Source organism: Novosphingobium umbonatum, assembly GCF_004005905.1.
Classification (GTDB): Bacteria; Pseudomonadota; Alphaproteobacteria; order Sphingomonadales; family Sphingomonadaceae; genus Novosphingobium; species Novosphingobium umbonatum.
Genome location: NZ_SACO01000012.1, coordinates 42,062 through 64,749, shown reverse-complemented (window position 1 = coordinate 64,749; position 22,688 = coordinate 42,062). Strand labels below are relative to the sequence as shown.

The 22,688-nt window shown below is 61.4% G+C and carries 20 protein-coding genes and 1 tRNA gene; 7 read left to right on the top strand and 14 right to left on the bottom strand.

Features of this window, described 5'->3' with window-relative positions:
- Together purU and EOE18_RS14340 are read right to left on the bottom strand one after the other, a co-directional pair.
- A complete protein-coding gene (purU, locus tag EOE18_RS14345; protein WP_127710731.1) occupies window positions 1-858 on the bottom strand; it encodes a formyltetrahydrofolate deformylase in 858 nt (285 codons plus the stop codon).
- Between the two features lie 90 nt (window positions 859-948).
- Window positions 949-1,821 (bottom strand): methylenetetrahydrofolate reductase, encoded by an 873-nt coding sequence (locus tag EOE18_RS14340; protein ID WP_164852772.1) that lies wholly within the window; start codon window positions 1,819-1,821, stop codon window positions 949-951.
- 210 nt (window positions 1,822-2,031) lie between these two features.
- Between EOE18_RS14340 and EOE18_RS14335 the strand changes: the two genes are divergently transcribed.
- Together EOE18_RS14335 and desA are read left to right on the top strand one after the other, a co-directional pair.
- Window positions 2,032-2,730, top strand: a complete 699-nt coding sequence (locus tag EOE18_RS14335) for an alpha/beta fold hydrolase (RefSeq protein WP_127710727.1) — start codon at window positions 2,032-2,034, stop codon at window positions 2,728-2,730.
- A gap of 27 nt (window positions 2,731-2,757) precedes the next feature.
- Window positions 2,758-4,161, top strand: a complete 1,404-nt coding sequence (gene desA / locus EOE18_RS14330) for a syringate O-demethylase (RefSeq protein WP_127710725.1) — start codon at window positions 2,758-2,760, stop codon at window positions 4,159-4,161.
- A 51-nt stretch (window positions 4,162-4,212) separates the two neighbouring features.
- Here desA and EOE18_RS14325 read toward each other — a convergent pair whose 3' ends face one another.
- The 11 genes from EOE18_RS14325 to EOE18_RS14275 form a co-directional block, all read right to left on the bottom strand.
- Window positions 4,213-4,974 (bottom strand): alpha/beta fold hydrolase, encoded by a 762-nt coding sequence (locus tag EOE18_RS14325; protein WP_127710723.1) that lies wholly within the window; start codon window positions 4,972-4,974, stop codon window positions 4,213-4,215.
- A 96-nt stretch (window positions 4,975-5,070) separates the two neighbouring features.
- Complete coding sequence (locus EOE18_RS14320; RefSeq protein ID WP_127710721.1) at window positions 5,071-6,096, bottom strand: aspartate-semialdehyde dehydrogenase; 1,026 nt, start codon at window positions 6,094-6,096, stop codon at window positions 5,071-5,073.
- Between the two features lie 81 nt (window positions 6,097-6,177).
- A complete protein-coding gene (locus EOE18_RS14315; RefSeq protein WP_127710719.1) occupies window positions 6,178-8,433 on the bottom strand; it encodes a S9 family peptidase in 2,256 nt (751 codons plus the stop codon).
- 133 nt (window positions 8,434-8,566) lie between these two features.
- Window positions 8,567-8,935: a 50S ribosomal protein L19 gene (gene rplS / locus EOE18_RS14310; protein ID WP_127710718.1), complete on the bottom strand. Its 369-nt coding sequence runs from the start codon at window positions 8,933-8,935 to the stop codon at window positions 8,567-8,569.
- Window positions 8,936-9,682, bottom strand: a complete 747-nt coding sequence (gene trmD / locus EOE18_RS14305; protein WP_127710716.1) for a tRNA (guanosine(37)-N1)-methyltransferase TrmD — start codon at window positions 9,680-9,682, stop codon at window positions 8,936-8,938.
- Entirely contained in the window at window positions 9,679-10,023 is a 345-nt protein-coding gene (locus EOE18_RS14300) for a hypothetical protein (RefSeq protein ID WP_127710714.1), read from the bottom strand. The genes trmD and EOE18_RS14300 overlap by 4 nt, the downstream gene beginning before the upstream one ends.
- Window position 10,024: 1 nt before the next feature.
- Window positions 10,025-10,528, bottom strand: coding sequence for a ribosome maturation factor RimM (gene rimM / locus EOE18_RS14295; protein ID WP_127710712.1), 504 nt, complete (start codon window positions 10,526-10,528; stop codon window positions 10,025-10,027).
- A 5-nt stretch (window positions 10,529-10,533) separates the two neighbouring features.
- Entirely contained in the window at window positions 10,534-10,908 is a 375-nt protein-coding gene (gene rpsP, locus EOE18_RS14290) for a 30S ribosomal protein S16 (protein WP_127710710.1), read from the bottom strand.
- A gap of 27 nt (window positions 10,909-10,935) precedes the next feature.
- On the bottom strand, window positions 10,936-12,438 hold the full coding sequence (ffh, locus tag EOE18_RS14285) for a signal recognition particle protein (protein WP_127710708.1): 1,503 nt from the start codon (window positions 12,436-12,438) through the stop codon (window positions 10,936-10,938).
- Between the two features lie 235 nt (window positions 12,439-12,673).
- Window positions 12,674-12,749 (bottom strand) — tRNA-Ala (locus EOE18_RS14280).
- Between the two features lie 161 nt (window positions 12,750-12,910).
- The gene (locus EOE18_RS14275; RefSeq protein WP_127710706.1) at window positions 12,911-13,228 is read right to left on the bottom strand and encodes an FYDLN acid domain-containing protein; all 318 of its coding nucleotides are present in this window, start codon (window positions 13,226-13,228) and stop codon (window positions 12,911-12,913) included.
- A 257-nt stretch (window positions 13,229-13,485) separates the two neighbouring features.
- On the opposite strand from EOE18_RS14275, the gene aroA reads away from it, so the two are divergent.
- The 5 genes from aroA (at window position 13,486) to gloB (ending at window position 20,083) form a co-directional block, all read left to right on the top strand.
- Window positions 13,486-14,820, top strand: a complete 1,335-nt coding sequence (gene aroA / locus EOE18_RS14270; RefSeq protein ID WP_127710704.1) for a 3-phosphoshikimate 1-carboxyvinyltransferase — start codon at window positions 13,486-13,488, stop codon at window positions 14,818-14,820.
- Window positions 14,817-15,440: a (d)CMP kinase gene (locus EOE18_RS14265; protein ID WP_127710702.1), complete on the top strand. Its 624-nt coding sequence runs from the start codon at window positions 14,817-14,819 to the stop codon at window positions 15,438-15,440. The genes aroA and EOE18_RS14265 overlap by 4 nt, the downstream gene beginning before the upstream one ends.
- A gap of 232 nt (window positions 15,441-15,672) precedes the next feature.
- On the top strand, window positions 15,673-17,373 hold the full coding sequence (gene rpsA / locus EOE18_RS14260; protein WP_127710700.1) for a 30S ribosomal protein S1: 1,701 nt from the start codon (window positions 15,673-15,675) through the stop codon (window positions 17,371-17,373).
- 382 nt (window positions 17,374-17,755) lie between these two features.
- Complete coding sequence (locus EOE18_RS14255; protein WP_164852769.1) at window positions 17,756-18,808, top strand: alpha/beta hydrolase; 1,053 nt, start codon at window positions 17,756-17,758, stop codon at window positions 18,806-18,808.
- A 516-nt stretch (window positions 18,809-19,324) separates the two neighbouring features.
- Entirely contained in the window at window positions 19,325-20,083 is a 759-nt protein-coding gene (gene gloB / locus EOE18_RS14250) for a hydroxyacylglutathione hydrolase (RefSeq protein ID WP_127710698.1), read from the top strand.
- Between the two features lie 4 nt (window positions 20,084-20,087).
- Here the strand turns inward: gloB and EOE18_RS14245 are convergent, their stop codons facing one another.
- Window positions 20,088-22,688: a penicillin-binding protein 1A gene (locus EOE18_RS14245; protein WP_246027464.1), complete on the bottom strand. Its 2,601-nt coding sequence runs from the start codon at window positions 22,686-22,688 to the stop codon at window positions 20,088-20,090.

Sequence of the window (22,688 nt, the reverse complement as noted above, 5' to 3'; positions counted from 1 at the left end):
TTAGGCCGGAAACACGACCGTGCGCGATCCGTTCAGGAACACGCGGTCTTCCAGATGGGCACGCACGGCGGTGGCCAGCACGCGGCGTTCGATATCGCGGCCCTTGCGCACCAGATCGTCGGGCTCGTCCGCATGGCTGATCAGGCCCACATCCTGCGCAATGATCGGGCCTTCATCCAGATCGGCGGTCACATAATGCGCGGTGGCGCCAATCATCTTCACCCCGCGATCATGGGCCTGATGATAGGGTTTGGCGCCCTTGAAACCGGGCAGGAAGGAGTGGTGGATATTGATGCAACGGCCCGACAGGAAAGCGGCCATGTCATCGCTCAAAATCTGCATATAGCGCGCCAGCACCACCAGATCGGCGCCAGTTTCGTTCACGATTTTCTTGATGCCCGCTTCCTGCTGCGACTTGGTGTCCTTTGTGATGGGCAGATGGTGGAAAGGCAGATCGCCGATCAGCGAGGTGGTCAGCACGCTTTTGGGATGGTTGGAGACAATGCCCACCACATCCATGTCCAACTCGCCAATGCGCCAGCGATAGAGCAAATCGCCCAGACAATGGTCGAACTTGCTGACCAGCAGCAGCACCTTCTGCCGCTCGTCCTTCACCCGCAGGCTCCAGTCCATGGCCAAAGGTCCGGCCAGCTCGGCGAAATGTTCACGCCATTGCTGCGCCGTATCGCCATCGGGCAGCGAAAACACCACGCGCATGAAGAAACGGTCGGTCAACCGGTCGTTGAACTGCTGCGCATCGGTAATATTGCCACCACGGCCCGCCAGATAGCTGGCCACGCGGGCCACCAGACCCGGTTGGTCGGCGCAGGACAGACTCAGCGTACAAACAGTGCTCACTTAGCGTTTCCTTTCTCTCTCCCAAGGCGGTGCTTATGACCGCTCTTTCCGCCGGTCAGCACGCATGGCGCGCCACCGGCACGCTATCTCTCAACCGTGACTGGCGCGATATTGCGCGATCCAGTTCACCGTTTTTTCCAAACCGCCAAAGGGATAAAAATGCAGGCGAACCGGTCCATGCCCCTCGCCCAGCCCCTTGGCAAGAGCATCGACCAGCTTGTCCGGCCCCGCACTGCCCAGCAGGGCGGTGATGGAGATGCCATATTTGGCCAGAACCGATGCCGAAGCCCCCACCCCGCAACGCGCGGCAAAGCGCATCAAAGTCTTGATCCCCGCAGGGCCGGGCACGCCGATCCGCACCGGCGCGGCAATGCCCCGATCCCGCAATTCGCCCAGCCATTCCAGCGCCGCATCGGGATCAAAACCGAATTGCGTCACTACCAGAGGCGCCATGCCGCGTGCGGTAATATCGGTGCATTTGCGGGCCAGCACGTCCCAGCACTGCTCCTTGGTCATATTGGGATGGCCTTCGGGATGGCCGCCCACGCCAATCGCCTTGATCCCCGCCTTTTCAAACAGGCCGGTAGCGATCAGGGCGCTGGAATCCTCATAAGGCCCCGCCGCCCTGTCCGGATCGCCCGCAATCACGAAACAGCGGCGAACACCGGCGCCTTCCACCACGGCGGCCAGATAATCGGCAAATTCAGCCTCGCTGGTGATCCGGCGGGCCGAGAAATGCGGCATGGGTTCAAAGCCCAGATCGCGCACCGCCTTGGCCGCGGCAATGCGCGCAGGCGCTTCCTCGCCCGGCAGGAAGGTGACGGCAATCGGCGTTTGCGGCGGGATATTCGGCGCGGCGGCGCGCAGACTGTCCACATCCTTGGCCGTGATTTCCAGCGAGAAGCCATCGGTAATCCCGTCTGGCGCCTTTTCCCAATTGGGGTGGATTTGCGATAATGCCACCATCGTCCTCATCCCTTTTTGCTGCGGTCCACCATCGAGCAGGGTCTGCATGGGGCCGTATTATTTTGTAAGCTACACATACTAATATGCCGAAGCAAGCCCATCGCGTGAATTTGGCTGCACCGTTGAAACCCCTCTAGCGCAGGTCGTATTTTTCGGATAGATGATTTTTTCACGAATGAGAATTTTTCCGAGGCCAGTACCAAAACAATGATGTCTGAAACCCTGCCTCTGCTGCTGGTGCCCGGCCTGATCTGCGATTCGCGGGTCTTTGCCGCGCAGGCCGCCGCCTTTCCGCAGGCCCAATGCCTTGGCGGTTGGGGCGCTTGCGACAGCCTGGCCGCCATGGCGCAGCGCCTGCTGGACAAGGCGCCGGAACGCTTTGCGCTGCTGGGTCATTCGATGGGCGCGCGGGTGGCATTGGAGGCCTATCGCATGGCGCCGGAGCGAATCGACAGGCTGGCGCTGGTCTCCACCGGCACGCATCCCGTGGCACAGGGCGAGGCAGAAAAGCGCTATGCTTTGCGCGATCTGGGGCGCGAACAAGGCATGGCCGCGCTAGTCGACCAATGGCTGCCGCCGATGATCGCGCCGGACAACCGTCCGGCGCTCTATGCGCCTTTGCACGCCATGGCGGCGGAGCAAGGCCTGCCTGCCTTCGAGGCCCAAATCACGGCGCTGTTAAGCCGCCCGACGCTGGAAAGCCTGCTCCCCACCATCACCTGCCCGCTGCTGTCCTGCACCGGCGCGCTGGACGCATGGAGCCCGCCCGCACAGGCGCAGGCGATTGCCGATGCCGCCCCCCGCGCCACGCTGGAGATTATCCCGGAGGCCGGCCATTTCCTTCCCATCGAGCGAGCCGAGGCCTTTAACGCCGCCATCGCCCGCTGGCTGAACATCCACCCCTGATCCCATATAAGAGGAGAGCCTGAGACCATGACCCAATCCCTGCAAGCTGTGCTGGATTCCAGCGGCGATATTGTCGAGCTGCTGCGCAATGCGCAGGTAGGCCCCAATGTCTATCCGGGCGTTCCGGCCGAATATTCCAACTGGCGCGTGGAACAGGCCGCATGGGCGAAAACCGCCGTGCTGTTCAACCAGTCCTATCACATGGTCGATCTGGAAGTGTCGGGCCCCGATGCTTTCGCCATGCTCAACTATCTGGGCATCAACAGCTTCAAGGGCTTTGTGCCCGATCGCGCCAAGCAATTCGTGCCCGTCACGCCCGAAGGCTATGTAATCGGCGACGTGATCCTGTTCTATCTGGCCGAAAACCTGTTCAATCTGGTAGGCCGAGCTCCCACGATCGAATGGATCGAATATCACGCCCAGACCGGCAAGTGGGACGTGAAGGTCGAGCGCGACGAGCGCTGGGCCATGCGCAATGATGGCAAGCGCAAGAATTACCGCTTCCAGTTGCAGGGCCCCAACGCCATGGCGGTATTGTCCAAGGCCTTGGGCTATGAAGCGCCCAACCTCAAATTCTTCCACATGACCACGCTGGAATTCGGCGGCGCCAAGGTGCGCGCGCTGCGTCACGGCATGGCGGGCCAGCCCGGCTATGAACTGTTCGGCCCTTGGGAAGATTATGCTGCCGTGCATGGCGCGCTGGTCGAGGCGGGCAAGGATTACGGCCTGACCCTGTGCGGTGGGCGCACCTATTCGTCCAACACGCTGGAATCGGGCTGGATCCCCTCGCCTTTGCCCGCGATCTACACCGGCGAATCCATGCGCGAATATCGCGAATGGCTCTCGGCCAATTCCTACGAGGCCAAATGCTCGATCGGCGGCTCTTATGTGCCGGAATCCATCGAGGGCTATTACCTGACCCCGTGGGATCTGGGCTATGGGCCGTTTGTGAAGTTCGACCATGACTTCATCGGTCGTGAGGCGCTGGAAGCCAAGGCCGCTGGCCCGCATCGCCGCAAGGTGACGCTGGCGCTGGATGGCGAAGATGTGATGCGCGTGCAATCCTCGGCCCTGTCCAAGGGCGAGCGCGCCAAGTTCATGGAATATCCCAGCGCGGTCTATGCCATGCATCCGTTTGATCAGGTATTGCAGGATGGCAAGCTGGTCGGCCTGTCGACATGGATCGGCTATACCGCCAATGAAGGCAAGTTCCTGACGCTGGCCATGGTGGATGAAAGCGTGGCCACGCCGGGTACCGAAGTGACGCTGCTGTGGGGCGAACCCAATGGCGGCACGCGCAAGCCCACCGTGGAGCCCCATGTGCAGACCGAAATCAAGGCGGTGGTAGCCCCTGTGCCCTATTCGGAAGTGGCGCGTGACGCCTATGCCGATAGCTGGCGTAACCGCCCCGCTGTTCTGGCCGAAGCCTAAGCAACACAAGGCGCGCAGGGGGTTTAACCGCCCCCTGCGCTGCCGAACCGATTAAGCCAGAAAATCCACGATCCCCTGCCCCAGTTCTTTCTGGGTCACGCTGCTCATATGGTTGCCGGGGATTTCGACATAGCGCGCATTGGGCAAAGCCTGCGCCAGACGCGGCGCGCTACCATTATCCTGATCGACATCGCCGCAGATCACCAAAGTCGGCATCGTGATATCGCCCAATTGTTCGGGCGGCGTATCATCCACGCTGCCCAGCAGATGACCGGCAGCGATCAGATCCACCTTCTGCGCTTTCATGAATTGCTGCGCCACATAGGCCGGATCACCATGCTTGATCGTGCCATAGCGGGCGATAGCATCCAGAAAGAAAGCGCTGCGCTTGGTCCAACCGGCCAGCCCTTCCAGCCCCATACCGGCCAGAATCAGGCGGCGCGGCTCCAGCCCCGCCAGCACGGCGCGGGTGGCCGTGCGCGAGCCCAGCGAGAAGCCGCCAAGGTCAAACCCGCCCGCCTCCAGCCCCAGATGGCGCGCCAGCATCAAGGCATCGGTCACCAGCACATCTTCGGGATAGGCGGTGGCGTCATGGGGCGCCTCGCTCATGCCATGGGCGCGCAGGTCGGGCATGATCACTTCAAACCCCGCCGCCGCCAGACGCGCGGCATGGCCATATTTCACCCAATTGATCGCGGCCGAGGAAAACAGCCCATGGATCAGCACCAAAGGCCGCCCGCTACCCATCCGGTGCAAAGCCAGTCGCGTCCCAGCCCAGCCACGGTAAAACTCGGTGGTCAGCTCTTCACTCATGCCTTGCTCCTTGATGCGCGCATAAAAAAGCGCCGCCAGAAGGGCCTTAACCCCGCCAGCGGCGCCTTTTCAAGCCTTACAGCCGTTCAAAAAGGCTCAGCCCTTCTTCAGATGGCGGCGGCCCAGCAGTTCGGCAATCTGCACCGCGTTCAGTGCAGCGCCCTTGCGCAGGTTGTCCGACACGCACCACAGCGACAGGCCGTTGTCGACCGTGCTGTCTTCACGCACGCGCGACACGAAGGTGGCGAAATCGCCAACGCATTCCACCGGCGTCGAGTAACCGCCGTTTTCGCGCTTGTCGATCAGCATCACGCCCGGGGCTTCGCGCAGGATGTCCTGAGCTTCGGCCGCGCTGATTTCTTCTTCAAACTCAATGTTCAGCGCTTCGGAGTGACCGATGAACACCGGCACGCGCACGCAGGTCGCGGTCAGCTTGATCTTGGGGTCGAGGATCTTCTTGGTCTCGGCCACCATCTTCCATTCTTCCTTGGTGTAACCATCATCAAGGAAAACGTCGATATGCGGGATCACGTTGAACGCGATCTGCTTGGTGAACTTCTTGGGCTCGACCGGATCGCCCACAAAGATCGCGCGGCTCTGTTCGAACAGCTCGTCCATGCCTTCCTTGCCCGCGCCGGAAACCGACTGGTAGGTGGCAACCACAACGCGCTTGATCTTCGCCTTGTCATGCAGCGGCTTCAGCGCCACCACCATCTGCGCGGTCGAGCAGTTGGGGTTGGCGATGATGTTGCGCGCCTTGTAACCGTCGATCGCGTCGGGGTTCACTTCGGGCACGATCAAAGGCACATCGGGGTCCATGCGGTAGAGCGAGCTGTTGTCGATCACCACGCAGCCCTGCGAAGCGGCCTTGGGGGCGTAAATCTTCGTCGGGCCCGAACCTGCGGCAAACAGGGCGATGTCCCAACCGGTGAAGTCGAAATGTTCAATGTTCTGAACCTTCAGCTTCTTGCCGGTTTCGCCAAAGTCGATCTCGGTGCCCTGCGAACGGGGCGAAGCCACCGCTGCCAGTTCGGCAATGGGGAATTCACGCTCGGCAAGGATGTTGAGCATTTCGCGGCCCACATTGCCCGTGGCGCCAACGACGACTACCCGATAACCCATTGTACTACTCCTGATGCCCTTCAAGGGCCCTGTTTCACGCGGCCTGAGACGCAAAGCCGCATTACACAACTGGCAGTTTAATTACGGCGGCGTCACTCCATGCCGTGCCAGGAAAGCGAAAATCGAGTTCCACAGATGGACGCTCACCTTGGGCCCGCCTACGCGATGTGTATGCCCCGGGTAAAGCATCATTTCAAAGGGCCGCGCATCATTCTGCATCTTTGCGATGAAGGCGGAGGAATTTTCGAACACCACATTGTCGTCCGACAGGCCATGTATTAGCAACAAGGGGTCGCGGATGGCCGCCGCCTTGTCGATGGCATTGGACGCCTGATAGGCCTGCGGAACCTGTCGCGGATCGCCCATATAGCGCTCGGTATAATGGGTGTCATACAATTCCCATTTGGTCACCGGAGCGCCCGAGATGCCCGCCGCATAGACGCCCGGATTGGCCTCCAACATCTTGAGCGTCATATAGCCGCCATAGGACCAGCCATAGGTGGCAATCTTGGCCGGATCGACAAAAGGCAGGGACTTGAGATAGTTAGCCCCCGCCAATTGGTCGGCCACTTCCACCGTGCCCATCGCGCGCCAGATCTGGCTTTCGTAATCCACCCCGCGATTGGCGCTGCCGCGATTGTCGATCTCGAAATAGATATAACCCTTGGCCACAATCGCCTGCGCCAAGGCGCCGGTCCAGCCCTTGTTGACCACTTGGCTATGCGGCCCGCCGTAATGTTCAAAGAACACAGGGTAGCGCTTGCCCGGCTCCATCACCGGGGTGATCATCTTCCAATGCAGATCACTGCCATCGTCAGCCTTGATCGTGCCAAAAGTCGGCGCGCGATGGCTGCCAAGGAAAGGCGCGTAGGGATGCGCGCCCTCGACCTTGTTTTCCTCCACCCAAGCCAGACGCTTGCCGCTGACATCGGCCAGATAGGTCTGGGCAGGCTGGTTCTGCCCGCTGCGGGTGACCACCAGAGTATGCCCGCTGCGGTCGACGCTGGCGGCATTCATAAAGCCCAGCTCGGTCAGGCGATGGGGCTGAGCGCCCTTGGCCTTATAGTCCAGCGCATAGACCTGATGCGCCAACACATCATCCTTGGTGCCGGTAAAGAACAGCTTGCCTGCCTTCTCATCCACGCCATCCAGCGAGGTCACCATCCAGCGCCCTTGGGTCAGCTGGCTCCAGTGCCCATCGGCCAGACGATAGAGATGCCCGAAACCATCGCGCTCGCTCCACCAGATCAGGCTGCCGTCCTTCAGGAATCGATAGGAATCCGACAGGTTAACCCAGCTCTTCTCCCGCGCCTTTTCCGAAAACAGCACGGTCGAGGCGACTGTTGCCGGATCGACCTTGAGCATATCAAGCTGCGTCTGCGCGCGGTTCTGACGCTGGACATAAAGCGCCTTCCCATCCGGCGCCCAATCAACGCGGGCAAGGTAAATGTCTGGGTCCGCGCCCAGATCGACCTTCACCGGAGCGCCACCCTTGGGCGAGACGATGTAAAGCGAAACTTCCGCATTGGGCGTGCCAGCGGCAGGATAGCGCTGGTCGAACACTTTGGTGCCGGTTGCGCCAATCGCCGCGCGGGTGACAATGCCCACCTTGGCTTCGTCAAAGCGCTCGACGGCAATATGCTGGTCATCGCCCGACCACCAGCTACCGGCCATGCGCGCCATTTCTTCCTGCGCGACAAATTCCGCCTCGCCCCAATGCACCGTCTCGCTGGCCTCGGCAGGGGTAACCGGCGTGGGCGCACCGCCCGCCACCGGCACCACCCAGAGGCGACGATCGCGCACAAAGGAGACAAAGCCGCCCTTGGGGCTGAGGCGCGGGTTAAGGCTGTCGGCGCCAGCGCCTTCGACCTTGCGCACCGAACCATCAAGGCCCGCCAAAAACAATTCGCCATCCAGCGGCACCAGAATGGTCTTGCCATCGGCGGCCCAAGTATAGCTGATAATGCCTTTCAGATCGCCAACACGAGCGCGCTCGCGCTGCATCTTCTCCGCTTCCGACAGGCTGCGGCCCGAGGACAGCTTGAGCGAATCCACCAGCATCCGCCATTCGCGCTTCTCGCGGTCATAGCCCCACAGGTCATAACGCTCGCGATCCTCGGCGCGGTTACGCAGCAAGGTCAGATAGCGCCCGTCCGGCGACAGCTTCACCCCGCGCGGCGCAGGGCCATTGAGCGAGGGACTGGCAAACACCCGCTCCAGCGTCAGCGAAGAGGCCACAGGCGCGCTCACAGCAGCTTGCTCGGCATAGGCTGGCACAGTGGCGCAGAGGGCAGCGCCAAGGAATGTGGCGGCAAGCAAAAGAGCAGCGTGGCGCATGGCAAGGTCTGACGTCCTGTCAAAAAAGCGGGAAAAGGATGGCATGCATAAGCAAAAGGCGCCCCGACAGCCAGTGCCGAGACGCCTTTCACGAATTTCCGTAATACGGCTAAAGGGACTAGTCCCTTTCGGCTTAGCCAGCCGTGCGCGGATCGCGACGTTCGGCAATACGGGCGCGCTTGCCGGTGCGGCCGCGCAGGTAATACAGCTTCGCACGACGCACGACACCACGGCGGACCACGGTGATCGATTCGGTGTTGGGCGAATACAGCGGGAATACGCGTTCCACGCCTTCGCCGAACGACATCTTGCGCACGGTGAAGTTCGAGTTGATGCCGCGGTTCGAGCGGGCAATGACAACGCCTTCATAGGCCTGAACGCGGGTGCGCTCGCCTTCCACCACCTTCACGCCAACGCGAACGGTGTCGCCGGGGCGGAATTCGGGGATGTCCTTGCCAGCCTTGGCGATTTCTTCGGCTTCGATCTGCTGAATCAGGTTCATTTAACCCAAGTCCTTACCATTTTGCCGCGCGCCAGAGGCAGACAGGCCCCGATCGCTACCATAGCGATCCCAAAGGTCCGGCCTGCGTGACCGAGTGTCGGCTTGCGCCATGGCTTGACGCCATTTTGCAATTTTACCGTGATCCCCCGATCGCAGCACTTCAGGGATCAAATGCCCCTCCCACTCTTGTGGTCGGGTATATTGGGGATATTCGAGCAGCCCGCTTTCGAACGACTCATCATCCCCACTGGAAGCCGCGCCCATTACGCCGGGAAGCAGCCGAATGCAAGCATCCAGCAGCATCAGCGCGGCAGGCTCGCCGCCCGAAAGGATAATATCGCCGATGCAGACTTCCTCGACCTGACGGCCTTCAAAGATCCGCTCGTCAAAACCTTCAAACCGCCCGCATAGCACAATCACGCCCGGCCCCTGCGCCAACTCGCGCACGCGCTGCTGCTTGAGCGGACGCCCGCGCGGCGTCATAGCCAGCACGGGGCGCCCCTCGGGGCCATTGGCACGCGCATGGTCAATCGCGCGGGCCAGCACATCGACCTTCAGCACCATGCCAGCACCGCCACCGGCAGGCGTATCATCCACCGTGCGATGTTTGTTAGCGGCAAAGTCGCGGATCTGCACCGTATCGACCGACCACTTGCCCTCGTCCCGCGCACGACCGGCAAGGCTGACGCCCAGCGGACCGGGGAACATTTCGGGGTAAAGGGTCAGGACGGTGGCGGAGAAAGTCATTCTGGAGTCTCCGGCAGATTGTCAGCGCCTGGCTGTCCTAAACGGTGCAACAACCGTCCCACAATGGCGCCCGATGGAGCAAATATTAGGGAAATCACAGGCGAAACCATCGCGAGCATGAGCATAGAACGTTGGGGGGCGTCGTCCAACGGGTCATCGTTCAGCAGGGCATCTTCGACGAAGCCGAAAACAAGGAGCAGCAAAAGCAGTGCAGGCACCACCAAGGCCCCTGCAAACATGAGCTTGGAGCGTGGGATGTCAGGATACCGACGCTTGACAAAAAACGCGCCGCCGCATTGGCATAAAATGAGGATGACCGCCAAAGCGACGAGGAAAACCAATTCACCCCTCCGCAAAAGCGGCTTCAACCACCAGCTTTTCGCTATCCCATTCCGGCACCGCTTCGGCGCTCATCGGCACCATAAAGCGCAGAGGCTTTTTCGCGCCTTCAGCCAAAGGCCGCTCGATCTCGATAATGTCGCCCGCGCCGAAATTATCGACGGCGACCACCACACCCAAAGCAACGCCCTGCGTCGAAACCGCCGACAGGCCGATCAGGTCGGCATAATAATATTCACCCTCCGCCAGCGGCGGCAAAGCCGAACGAGCTACGGTCAAAGCCGTGCCCCGCAACTTTTCCGCCGCTGTACGGTCGGCGATTTCGGCAAAGCGGGCGATAGCGCCCCCCTTGCCGTCATCTTTCAGCGCTTTGACGGTGAGCGTGCCATTGTTGAAGGCCTTATAGCGCTTCAACTCCGCCACGCTCTCGCCAAACAGCTTGAGGCGGACCTCCCCCGTCACGCCATGGGCTGCGGCGATGGCCGCCATGGTAACGGGGCGATCCATCGCTCTTACTCGGCCGAAGCTTCGGCAGCGGCTTCAGCAGCAGCCTTGGCCTTTTCAGCCTTTTCTTCAGCGCGTTCCTGAGCCTTCTTGCCGGGCACACCAGCCTTCGGGTTGTAGGTCACCTTGCGTTCCTTGATACCGGCCTTGTCCAGCAGACGGGCAACGCGGTCGGTGGGCTGTGCGCCCACGCCCAGCCAGTACTTCACGCGGTCTTCCACCAGACGCACGCGGTTTTCATCGTCCTTGGCCAGCAGCGGGTTGTAGGTGCCAACCTGCTCCAGGAACTTACCATCGCGGGGCGCGGTGGAGTTGGCGATGACGATCTTGTAATAAGGGCGCTTCTTGGAACCACCACGCGACAGACGCAAAGAAACCGACATTGTTCTACCTTTCCAACTAAATTACGATTATTTCTTCAAAAACTTCGAAAGATCAGGGGCACCGCCACCCAGACCGGGCAGGCCGCCAAGGCCACCTGCGCCGCCGCCCAGACCACCAAGGTCCGGCATCCCGCCAGCAGCAGCACCGCCACCGCCCAGCGCGCCGCCCAAAGCGCCGCCAAGGCCACCGCCCTTACCAAAGAGCGCGGCAAGACCCTTCATGCCGCCCATCTTCTTGATCTGCTTCATCGCGCGCTCCATTTCCTGGTGCATCTTGATGAGCTTGTTAACGTCCTGCACCTGCGTGCCCGAACCCTTGGCCACGCGGATCTTGCGCTTGGCGTTGAGCAGGTCGGGACGGGCGCGTTCCTTTTCGGTCATCGAACCGATGATGGCATCCATGCGCAGCAGCGTGCGGTCATTCATGCCGCTGGCTTCCATCGCCTGCTTGGCCTTTTTCATGCCCGGCATCATGCCCGCCAGCATGCCCAGCCCGCCCATCTTCTGCATCTGGCGCAGCTGGGTGCGCAGGTCGTTCATGTCGAACTGACCCTTGGACATGCGCTCGGCCATTTTCTCGGCATCGGCCACATCCACCGCCGCCGCCGCCTTTTCGACCAGGCTGACAATGTCGCCCATGCCCAGAATGCGGCCAGCCACACGGCTAGGCTGGAACACTTCGATCTGGTCCAGCTTTTCGCCGGTGCCCGCAAATTTGATCGGCTTGCCCGTCACGGCGCGCATCGACAGCGCCGCACCACCGCGCGCATCGCCATCCATACGAGTCAGGATCACGCCGGTCAGGTCCACCTCACCGGCAAAGCTCTGCGCCACATTCACCGCGTCCTGACCGGTCAGCGAATCGACGACCAGCAGGGTTTCCTTCGGCGTAGAGATGGCGGCCACCGCCTTCATCTCTTCCATCAGCGCCGCATCCACGTGCAGACGGCCCGCCGTATCCAGCAGCAGCACATCCACCGCGGTCAGCTTGGCCGAATTGATCGCACGCTCGGCAATGGCGGTGGGCGACTGGCCAGCGATAATCGGCAGCGTGCCCACGCCCACCTGCTCGCCCAGCACAGCCAGCTGTTCCTGCGCGGCGGGGCGGTTGACGTCGAGCGACGCCATCAACACCTTCTTGCCGTGCTTTTCTTTCAGCAGCTTGCCCAGCTTGGCGGTGCTGGTGGTCTTGCCCGAACCCTGCAGGCCGACCATCATGATCACCACCGGCGGGGCAGCGTTCAGATCGATACCGGGGACATCTTGCCCGCCCAGCATATCGACCAGAGCGTCATTGACGATCTTGATAACCTGCTGGCCCGGGGTCACCGATTTCAGCACGTTCTGGCCAATGGCCTTTTCGGTTACTTCATCGATGAAGCGGCGCACCACCGGCAAGGCCACGTCGGCCTCCAGCAGGGCGATGCGCACTTCGCGCATGGCATCGCGCACGTCCTGCTCTTTGAGCGACCCGCGCCCCTTGAGCGAGGCGAAAACCGAACCAAGGCGATCCGACAGATTGTCAAACATCGATCAAACCCTTTTGTCAGCCAGCCCAAACGAACCAAGCCATAAAAACCAAATCCGGCGAAACGCAAAAAACGCCGATGGGCGAAACCTCGCCGATCAGCGTTGACCATCAACCCATCATGCGAAAAATGCCGGCGGACGAAACCTCGTCGGCCAGCATAACGCGTGTGGAATGCGATCCTGCACGTCGCCTCTGCAATCTTTCCAGCGAAAGATCAACAGATCTGTAAAACAATGGTGGAGCCTAGCGGGATCGAACCGCTGACCTCCTGCATGCCATGCAGGCGCTCTCCCAGCTGAGCTAAGGCCCCTTAACCATTCAAATTTCAGAAAAACTTCTGTGGGAGGAAGTTTTCTGCCCTGCCGCTTCCGGCCGGGCCGCCCCTCTATGACGATGCCCCGACCTTGGCAAGAAGTTTTTTGCAGGTGGGTGAAGATTTTTTCCAAACCCTCACCGACACCTGCACAAACCTTAGACTTCGTCGGGCTCGTCGTCGTGACCGGCCACGCCCAGATCATCGTCACCGCCCAGATCGACGTCATTGTCCGGCGAATCGCCGTCCTCGTCGATGTCCAGATCCTCATCGGCCAGATCCACATCGGCCACTTCTTCGGAATCCTTCTTCTGGATTTCCTCAAACGGGATCGGCTGCTTGCTCTTCAGCACAGGCTCGGGAACCCAGCTATAGCCGCATTCGATGCAGCTGACCGGATCATCCTTGCCCAGATCGTAAAAGCGGGTGCCGCATTTCGGGCAGCCGTGCTTGGCGCCCCATTCTGGCTTGACCATGCTGTTCCTCATTCAATCCCGCATGTGCGGGCGGATAGTTATGACGATGCTATATCTGCCACTAAGGGCCAGTATGCATTTAAGACGGCAGGTGAAGCCCTTTTGCAAGGGATGCCCCCGACCGCTATACTCTGGCGCCTTGCCATAGCGCGTTTGCGCTGTCAAAAGCCGCGCGCTTCTGACGGGTGGCTTCCAAGGAAGCAAGCCCTAAAAGGCGCCACAATCAATATAGCCCATACCAGAGGAAAGCACCCAAAGTGAGCGCGTCCGCTTCCCCCACTCCCCGCCGTTTTGTTGCCCAGGGCCCCTTGAAGGGCACGATCCGTGTGCCGGGCGACAAATCGATCAGCCATCGCTCGATCATGCTGGGCGCGCTGGCCTTGGGCGAAACGCGCGTTACCGGCCTGCTGGAAGGCGAGGATGTGATGTCCACCGCCGCCGCCATGCGCGCCATGGGCGCCACCATCACCAAGACTGATAGCGGCGAATGGGTCATTCAGGGCGTAGGCGTGGGCGGCTTGCTCCAGCCCGAAACCGCGCTGGATATGGGCAATTCCGGCACATCCACCCGCCTGTTGATGGGTCTGGTGTCCAGCCATGCCATCACCGCCACCTTCATCGGTGACGCCAGCCTGTCCAAGCGCCCGATGGGCCGCGTGATCGATCCGCTGTCGACCATGGGCGCCGATTTCACCTCTACAGAAGGCCGCCTGCCGCTGACCATGCGCGGCGCCTCGCCCGCCGTGCCGATCACCTATCGCCTGCCCGTGGCCAGCGCTCAGGTGAAAAGCGCGGTGCTGCTGGCGGGTCTCAACACCGCAGGCGTGACGACTGTTATCGAACCCGTCCCCACCCGCGACCATTCGGAACGGATGCTCAAAGGCTTTGGCGCGAATCTGACCGCGGAAACCAACGAGGCCGGTGAGCGAGTGATTCGCATCCACGGCCCCGCCGAATTGACCGGCCAGACCATCGAAGTCCCCGGCGACCCCTCCTCCGCCGCTTTCTTCATTGTCGCGGCCTTGATCGTGCCCGGCTCGGACGTGCTGATCGAAAATGTCGGCCTGAACGATACGCGCGCGGGCATCATCACCGTGCTGCGCCAGATGGGCGGCAGCATCGAGGAAGTGAACCCGCGCATCGTCGGCGGCGAACCCGTGGCCGATCTGCGCGTGCGCCATTCGGCCCTGCATGGCATCAACGTCGATCCGGCCATCGTGCCCAGCATGGTCGATGAATTCCCCGTCCTCTTCGTGGCCGCCGCCCATGCCGCGGGCCGCACCATCTGCACCGGCCTTGAAGAATTGCGCGTGAAGGAAAGCGACCGCATCACCGTGATGCGCGTGGCGCTGGAACTGGCTGGCGCCAAAGTCGCCGAGACCGAGGATGGCATGATCATCGACGGCACGGGCGGTGCCCCCCTGCCCGCCGGAGCCGCGGAGGCGGTTGCCACCCATCTCGACCACCGCATCGCCATGAGCATGGCGGTGGCCGGTATCGCCAGCGAAGGCGGCGTGCTGGTGGATGACACCAGCCCGATCCGCACCTCTTTCCCCAATTTCGAAGCGCTGATGGACGGGTTGGTCGCGTGATTATTGCCGTCGATGGCCCCACCGCTTCGGGCAAGGGCACGATAGCCAAGGCTTTGGCCGCACATTACGGCCTGCCTCATCTCGACACCGGCCTGCTCTATCGCGCGGTAGGGCGGCAGGTAGCGTTGAGCGGCGGCAACCCCGACAATGCCGAAGACGCTCTGGCCGCCTGCGCCTTTCCCGAAGCGCTGCTCGATGAAGCCGAACTCCGCTCCGAAGCGAGCGGCGGATTGGCGAGCCGCGTCTCGGTGCATCCTGCGGTGCGCCAAGCCCTGTATGAACGCCAACGCGCCTTTGCCACGCAGGCAGGCGGCGCGGTGCTGGACGGGCGCGACATTGGCACGGTGATCGCCCCCGAAGCGCAAGCCAAGCTTTTCGTCATCGCCAGCGTCGAGGCCCGCGCCGAGCGGCGCTATAAGGAAATGCTGGCCCAAGGCCGCGCGGCCGACCTTGCCGCCATCGCGCAGGATCTGGCCGACCGCGACGAACGCGACCGCAACCGCGCCCAAGCCCCCTTGCGTGCAGCAGAAGGCGCGGCCCTGCTCGACACCTCCGCCCTCACCCGCGAGGAAGCGATTGCCGCGGCGATTGCGCTGGTGGAAGCAGCGCGCAACGCTTGATCGCATAACCGCCGCCTCAGCGGCTATTTTCCTTGCCTTTCGCGCCACTTTCGCCTAGGCGCGCAGCCGTTCGCAAACAGGTCTGCCTGTTTGCGAATGCTGTGGCTGGCATTCGGCCTCCACGGCGGTTCGGCCCTTTTTGGCCCGGCCCCGGCATGGTGCGGGGGGCGGAGGAAAGACCGGCGGAAACAACCGCCTGGCCGGAAAAACTGTTAAACTTGGGAACTATCCTATGAGCACCCCTACGCGCGACGATTTTGCCGCGCTGCTTGACGAATCGCTGGGCGGAGCCGCCGGTGGTGGCTTTGAAGGCCGCGTCGTCAAGGGCACCGTTACCGCCATCGAAAACGACAAGGCTGTTATCGACGTTGGCCTCAAGAGCGAAGGCCGCGTGGCCCTGCGCGAATTCGCCATGCCCGGTCAGCCCCACGGTCTGAAGGTTGGCGACGAAGTCGAAGTTTACGTCGACCGCGTTGAAAACTCCGAAGGCGAAGCCATGCTGAGCCGCGACCGTGCACGTCGCGAAGCCGCATGGGACAAGCTTGAAAACGAATTTGGCGAAGGCAAGCGCGTTGAAGGCGTGATCTTCGGCCGCGTCAAGGGCGGCTTCACCGTTGACCTCGACGGCGCCGTGGCCTTCCTGCCCGGCTCGCAGGTTGACATCCGCCCCGTGCGCGACGTCACCCCGCTGATGGATGTGCCCCAGCCCTTCCAGATCCTGAAGATGGATCGCCGTCGTGGCAACATCGTGGTTTCGCGCCGCGCTGTGCTGGAAGAAACCCGCGCTGAACAGCGTTCGGGCCTGATCCAGAACCTGACCGAAGGCCAGATCATCGATGGCGTGGTCAAGAACATCACCGATTACGGTGCCTTCGTTGATCTGGGCGGCATCGACGGCCTGCTGCATGTCACCGACATGAGCTACAAGCGCGTCAACCACCCGAGCGAAGTGATCGCCATCGGCGACACCGTCCGCGTGCAGATCGTCCGCATCAATCAGGACACGCAGCGCATCAGCCTCGGCATGAAGCAGCTGGAATCCGATCCGTGGGATGGCGTTGCCGCCAAGTATCCCGTGGGCGCCAAGCTGTCGGGCACCGTCACCAACATCACCGAATATGGTGCGTTTGTGGAACTGGAAGCCGGCATCGAAGGTCTGGTCCACGTTTCGGAAATGTCCTGGACCAAGAAGAACGTCCACCCCGGCAAGATCGTTTCGACGAGCCAGGAAGTCGACGTGCTGGTTCTGGAAGTCGATTCCGACAAGCGCCGCATCAGCCTCGGCCTCAAGCAGGCCCAGCAGAACCCCTGGGAAGCTTTCGCTGAAAAGCACCCCGTTGGTTCGACCGTCGAAGGCGAAGTCAAGAACGCCACCGAATTCGGCCTGTTCATCGGTCTGGACGGCGAAGTCGACGGCATGGTCCACATGTCCGACATCGCTTGGGGCATCTCGGGCGAAGACGCTCTGGCCCTGCACCGCAAGGGCGAAGTGGTTTCGGCCATCGTGCTCGACGTGGACATCGAAAAGGAACGCATCAGCCTCGGCATGAAGCAGCTTGAAAAGGGTGCCCCCGCCGCCGGTGGTGCAGCCGCTTCGGGCAGCAACCTGCGCCGCAACGAAGTCGTCACCGTGACGGTTCTGGAAGTGCGTGACGGCGGCCTTGAAGTGCAGGCTGGCGACGATGGCGCCACCGGCTTCATCAAGCGCTCCGACCTCGGCCGCGACCGCGACGAACAGCGCCCCGACCGCTTCTCGGTTGGCCAAAAGATCGACGCCATGGTCACCGGCTTCGACCGCTCGAAGAAGCCCAGCTTCTCGATCAAGGCCCGCCAGCTGCACGAGGAAAAGGAAGCCGTGGAACAATACGGTTCCTCCGACGCCGGCGCCTCGCTGGGCGACATCCTCGGCGCCGCCCTGAAGGCCAAGCAGTAAGCTTTAGCTTTCAGGCAGCCCTAGGCTGACAAGAACAAACCCGCTCGGAGCAATCCGGGCGGGTTTTCTTTGGGTTGGGGATGAGGGAGGGATTGAAGGTGCCTCCGGCGGGGGTTTTATTGCCCCCGGCGGGCAAAGGGCGGGGGCCCTTTGTAATCCCGGTGATGGGGAGATTTCCGACCAGTTTAAGCCATTTGACAGAAGAGATTTGAATGGCCGCTCCTGCCGAACAGAGTCCAATGAGCGCAGCCGCCAATTTGAGATCGTGCTAGTCGATTGCCGGAGCTCCATAGCTAAGACCTATGGATATCGAAAAAAACACTATGATTGAATATGCGAGGTTGCAGCCGTATCCATCTCCGAAACACAGGGAGAAGCAAGGATGAATGGACTGTCACGGCGCGATCTACACCGCCTCATAGCGGCGACTGCAGCTTCAATGGGACTGGGTGGCTTTGCAAAAGCAGCGGTTGCCGGTGAGCCAGCAGATTTAAGCTACGTGCATACCGAATTGCGTCCCTTTGCCCAAAAGTTGCTCCAGCTGGTCGGGTCGATGCCAGAACTTTCCTCAGATACACTCGCCCTTACGCGTCAAAGCATGAGCGCCTGGGCGCAGCCACCGCTCGAATACCCCAAATGGGATCAACGAAATATCAAAGGCCTGCCCGGGAACCCCAGCGTCAGCGTTTATGTCGTCAATAGTGATGCGACAAAGCGTCGCCCCGCGATTCTGCACACGCATGGTGGCGGTTTCATTAGCGGCAAGGCTATCAGTATGATCGCCGATCTGCAGCGTTTGGCGCTGGAATTGGATTGCACCATCGTCACGGTGGACTATCGCCTTGCCCCGGAAACCGATTTTCGGGGCTCTACCGCAGACACTTACGCCGCTTTGCAATGGCTGCATGATGAGGCCAAAGCTTTGGGTATCGATGCTGGACGTATTGCTGTCATGGGCGAAAGTGCTGGCGGCGGCCATGCGGCCTTGCTGGCACTGCAAGCACGCGACATTGGTAAGATTCCGCTGGTAGCGCAGATTCTTGTCTATCCCATGCTCGATGACCGCACGGGCACCACAAAAACGCCGCCCGCGCCCATCGGTTCAATTGTTTGGAATGTGGCGAAAAACCGTTTTGGATGGCAGGCGTTTCTGGGCATGGCGCCGGGCACGGACAAAATCCCACAAGCGGCTGTCCCGGCACGCTACCATGATTTGTCGGGCCTGCCGCCAACCTTCATCGGTGTGGGCGCGATCGATCTTTTTGTCGACGAGGACATCGCCTATGCCAATCGCCTGATCGATGCTGGCGTGCCAACCCAACTGGAAGTGGTGCCCGGTGCGTTCCATGGTTTCGACGGAATTGGCTCATCGAGCCAAGTGGCCAAGGATTTCACGGCATCAAAGGTGGCCGCTCTGCGCCGGGCATTCGCATAATTTAGATGCGAATATTCATGACGTTAGTCCATTAGCCGCAGTTTATGGCTATACCTGCCGTTCGAAGGACGGCCCTGAAACGGGAGAAATGTCCACTTCCCGCCCATCCCGCGAAGCGGCCTAAATCCTGCTAACCTTTCCCCTAACCCGACGCAGCCTCCCGCGGACCACTCATTAAAGGGTTTGCAAAGGGCCCCCGCCCTTTGCCCGCCGGAGGCAACTAACTCCACCCAACGATCCCCCTCCCCTGTCCTACACAGCCAAAGAGCGTCATACTCGTGGCGCTCTTTCTCATGGTTGGAACTGGTTCAGGAAAAAACAGGCTCTGCGCTTGTGTTTTATCAACTTGCATTTAGTGCAATCACATAAGTCATTGAAAAAGAAACTTCCTTCAAAATAACCCCAAAACCATATTCAATAAAGGGATCGCAAAGGAACGAGTCCCTTTGCCCGCCGGAGGCAAAAAGGCTACACAAGGCACATCAAACGCCATCAACAAGGCCACCCCAAAAAAAAATGCCCCTGCTCATCCATCAATTCCCCTGCCTTTCGGACAATTACGGCTTTTTGATCCACGATGCGCAAAGCGGGGAAACGGCCTGCATCGATACGCCCGAGGCGGAGGAATATCTCGATCAGGCCAGGCTGAAAGGCTGGCGGATTACGCAGGTGTGGAACACGCATTGGCATAAGGACCACGCGGGCGGCAATCTGGAGATCAAGGCCGCCACGGGGGCCAGCATCACCGCGCCTGCGGGCGATGCGGCCAAGATCGAGGGCGTGGACCGGAAGGTGGATCAGGGCGACACGGTGGCGCTGGGCGGGTTGACCGCGCAGGTCATCAATGTGGGCGGGCATACGGTGGGCCATGTGGCCTATTACCTGCCAGAGGCGGGCGTGGCCTTTGTGGGCGACGCTTTGTTTGCGCTGGGCTGCGGACGGATGTTTGAAGGCACGGCGGAGCAGTTCTGGGCCTCACTGAAAAGGCTCAAAGCGCTGCCGCCCGAAACCATGCTTTATTGCGCCCATGAATATACGGCCAGCAACGCCAAATTTGCCCGCCATGCCGATCCGGACAATGCCGCCTTGGCCGATTATGCGCAGGATGTGGCAGGCCTCTGCGGCAGCGGAGAGCCGACCGTGCCCTTCCCGCTGGGGCGCGAGCTTGCCACCAATCCTTTCCTGCGCGCCGATGCGCCGGAGATTCAGGCCCGCTGGGGCGGCGATGCCATCACCGCCTTTGCCGCCCTGCGCGAGGCTAAAAACACATTCTAGGAGCTTATTGCTCCACCACCATATCCTCGCCACCATGGCTGACGCGACCGCCAATCGCGTCAAAGCCGCGGCGGATCGCTTCCAGCAATTCGCTGCGCTTGGCGGCGACCTGCTCGAGACGGCTGCCGCGTTCGGGCTGGGTTTCGGGCTTGAACGCTTCCCAGATCACTTCGGCCTTGGGATCGGTGCCCGCCACGCCGCCAAACACCGGCTGTCCGGTAGAGCGGCTGATTTTGACCATGCGGATACCGGCGGGGGCCACGAAAGGCGTGTGGTCCCAACGCGGCTTGGTCAATTGCACGAATTGCTTGAAGATCGGCGCGGCATAGGTGCCACCCTGCACATAGCCGCCCAGCGACACCGGCTTGTCATAGCCCATATAGACCCCGCCGACGACTTTCTGCGATCCGCCCACAAACCATACATTGGTGGGGCCGGTAGTGGTGCCGGTCTTGCCAAACAGCGGCAGGCCAAGGTCATGCAGAGTGGCCGCCGTGCCGCGCGTCACCACGCCTTCCAGCATATGCACGGTTTGATAGGCGGTGCGCGCATCCATCACCTGCCGCCCGCGCGGGGCAAAGCGGGGCATGGGCTTGCCATCCCAATCGGGCAGGTTGCAATTGTTACAGGCCCGCTGGTCAGACTTCCAGATCACCTTGCCATGGCGGTCCTGAATATAGTCGATCAGCGTCTGTTCGTGCTGGATACCATTGGCGGCAAGCGCGGCATAGGCATTGACCATCTGCGCCACGGTGGTTTCGCCCGCGCCCAGCGCAAAGGCGAAATAGGGCGGATATTTGCCGATGCCGACATTGGCAAAGGTCTTTACCACCTTGTCCATGCCGGTCTGGTCGGCGATATGCACCGTCATCAGGTTGCGCGACTGTTCAAGGCCCCAGCGCATGGTATGCACGCCGCCCACGCCGCGATTGTCAAAGTTTTTGAAGCATTTCTCGCCCAGCCCCGCGCCTTGGTAAACGCAGAAAGGCTGATCGGCCACCATGCTGGCGGGGGTCATGCCATTGTCGAGACCGGTGGCATAGACGAAAGGCTTGATGGTGGAGCCGGGCTGGCGCTGGGCCTGCGTGGCGCGATTGAAACTGTCGAGGCCAAAGTCAAAACCGCCAGCCATGGCCAGCACCCGCCCCGTGCCGGGCTGTTCGACCAACATGCCGCCGCCCACGCCGGGCAGGATGCGCAGCCCATAGGTGCCCGCACCCACAGGCGCCACCGTCACCACATCACCGCGCCGCACGCCATCGACAAGGCCCGTCAGCGCCGCCGTCGTGCCATCGGCAAAGCCCACCTTGCCCGAAGCCCCGCGCGACAGCACCACGCCCACCCGCCAATTCTGATAGGCGATGCTCTTGTTGAGCGAAGCCAGTTGCCCCTGCCAATGGTCAGGGTCCAGATCGATATGGGCGATGGGCCCATGCCAGCCCTTACCCGCCGAATAGCGGAGCAGGCCATTGCGCAAAGCCTCCTGCGCCGCTTTCTGGAATTCGCTATCCAGCGAGGTGCGCACCCACAAACCGCCCGCATAGACGCTGTTTGGCCCGTCCTCGGCCTTTTCGCCATATTTCTCGATCAATTGGCGGCGAACATCTTCGACGAAATAGCCCACCGAAGGGTCATAGGTTTCGGCATGGCGCTGGATCAGGCCCAAAGGCTGCGCCTTGGCAGCGGCGGCGCTGGCGGCGTCGACAAAGCCGTTCTTGACCATCTGGTCCAGCACCCAATTGCGGCGCGTCATCGCCTTGTCGGCAAATTTGGCGCGGCCATAGGTTTCGGGCGCCTTGGGCAGCACAGCCAGAAAGGCCACTTCATGCAGCGCCAACTGGTCCACATCCTTGCCAAAATAGGCGCGGGCGGCGGCCTGCACGCCAAAGCTTTGTCGGCCCAGCGGAATTTCGTTGAGGTAAAGCTCAAGGATCTGCTGCTTGTTCAGAACGCCTTCGATGCGGAAGGCGACGATCATTTCCTTCAACTTGCGGCTGATCGAATATTCATCGCCCAGCAGGATATTCTTGGCCACCTGCTGTGTAATCGTCGAACCGCCACGGGCGCGCTCACCCGAACCGAATTTCATGGCGTAATCGACCACCGCCTGCCCCAGCCCCAGCAAGTCCACCCCGCCATGGCTGAAGAAGTTTTTGTCCTCCGCCGAAAGGAAGGCGTTGACCATTGGCTTGGGGAAATCGACGAAGCGCAATTGGACGCGGCGTTCGCGGGCATAGGAATAGATGGTCGCCCCATCCGATCCGCGCACCATGGTTGGCAAGGGCGGCTGATAGGTCAGCAAGGATTCCGCCGAGGGCAGATTGCGCAAAACCGTGAACCACAAAGCGCCATAAAGCAGCGCACCGCCACCCAGAATGCTGGCCCCGATGCGAAAGGCGCGCCCGCCCTGCCAACGCTCCACAAACCAGTCGCGCGCCGGAGCAAGACGGCTGCCAAAGGCGCTGCCCGCCAGCAGAACCGCATTACGCCCGCGCTTCAACCGCAGGCGCGTGGCGTCCTCTTGCACAGGGGAGGAAGCAGGACCGCCTTCGGGCGGGGTCGGGTCACTATGCTGGTCGGCCATATCGGGGCCAGCCCCTAGCAT

Coding starts and splice junctions, on each gene's coding strand:
- EOE18_RS14335 (WP_127710727.1), top strand. CDS start 2,032: ATGATGTCTGAAACCCTGCCTCTGCTGCTGGTGCCCGGCCTGATCTGC.
- desA (WP_127710725.1), top strand. CDS start 2,758: ATGACCCAATCCCTGCAAGCTGTGCTGGATTCCAGCGGCGATATTGTC.
- EOE18_RS14325 (WP_127710723.1), bottom strand. CDS start 4,974: ATGAGTGAAGAGCTGACCACCGAGTTTTACCGTGGCTGGGCTGGGACG.
- EOE18_RS14320 (WP_127710721.1), bottom strand. CDS start 6,096: ATGGGTTATCGGGTAGTCGTCGTTGGCGCCACGGGCAATGTGGGCCGC.
- EOE18_RS14315 (WP_127710719.1), bottom strand. CDS start 8,433: ATGCGCCACGCTGCTCTTTTGCTTGCCGCCACATTCCTTGGCGCTGCC.
- rplS (WP_127710718.1), bottom strand. CDS start 8,935: ATGAACCTGATTCAGCAGATCGAAGCCGAAGAAATCGCCAAGGCTGGC.
- trmD (WP_127710716.1), bottom strand. CDS start 9,682: ATGACTTTCTCCGCCACCGTCCTGACCCTTTACCCCGAAATGTTCCCC.
- rimM (WP_127710712.1), bottom strand. CDS start 10,528: ATGGATCGCCCCGTTACCATGGCGGCCATCGCCGCAGCCCATGGCGTG.
- rpsP (WP_127710710.1), bottom strand. CDS start 10,908: ATGTCGGTTTCTTTGCGTCTGTCGCGTGGTGGTTCCAAGAAGCGCCCT.
- ffh (WP_127710708.1), bottom strand. CDS start 12,438: ATGTTTGACAATCTGTCGGATCGCCTTGGTTCGGTTTTCGCCTCGCTC.
- EOE18_RS14275 (WP_127710706.1), bottom strand. CDS start 13,228: ATGGTCAAGCCAGAATGGGGCGCCAAGCACGGCTGCCCGAAATGCGGC.
- rpsA (WP_127710700.1), top strand. CDS start 15,673: ATGAGCACCCCTACGCGCGACGATTTTGCCGCGCTGCTTGACGAATCG.
- EOE18_RS14255 (WP_164852769.1), top strand. CDS start 17,756: ATGAATGGACTGTCACGGCGCGATCTACACCGCCTCATAGCGGCGACT.
- gloB (WP_127710698.1), top strand. CDS start 19,325: ATGCCCCTGCTCATCCATCAATTCCCCTGCCTTTCGGACAATTACGGC.
- EOE18_RS14245 (WP_246027464.1), bottom strand. CDS start 22,688: ATGCTAGGGGCTGGCCCCGATATGGCCGACCAGCATAGTGACCCGACC.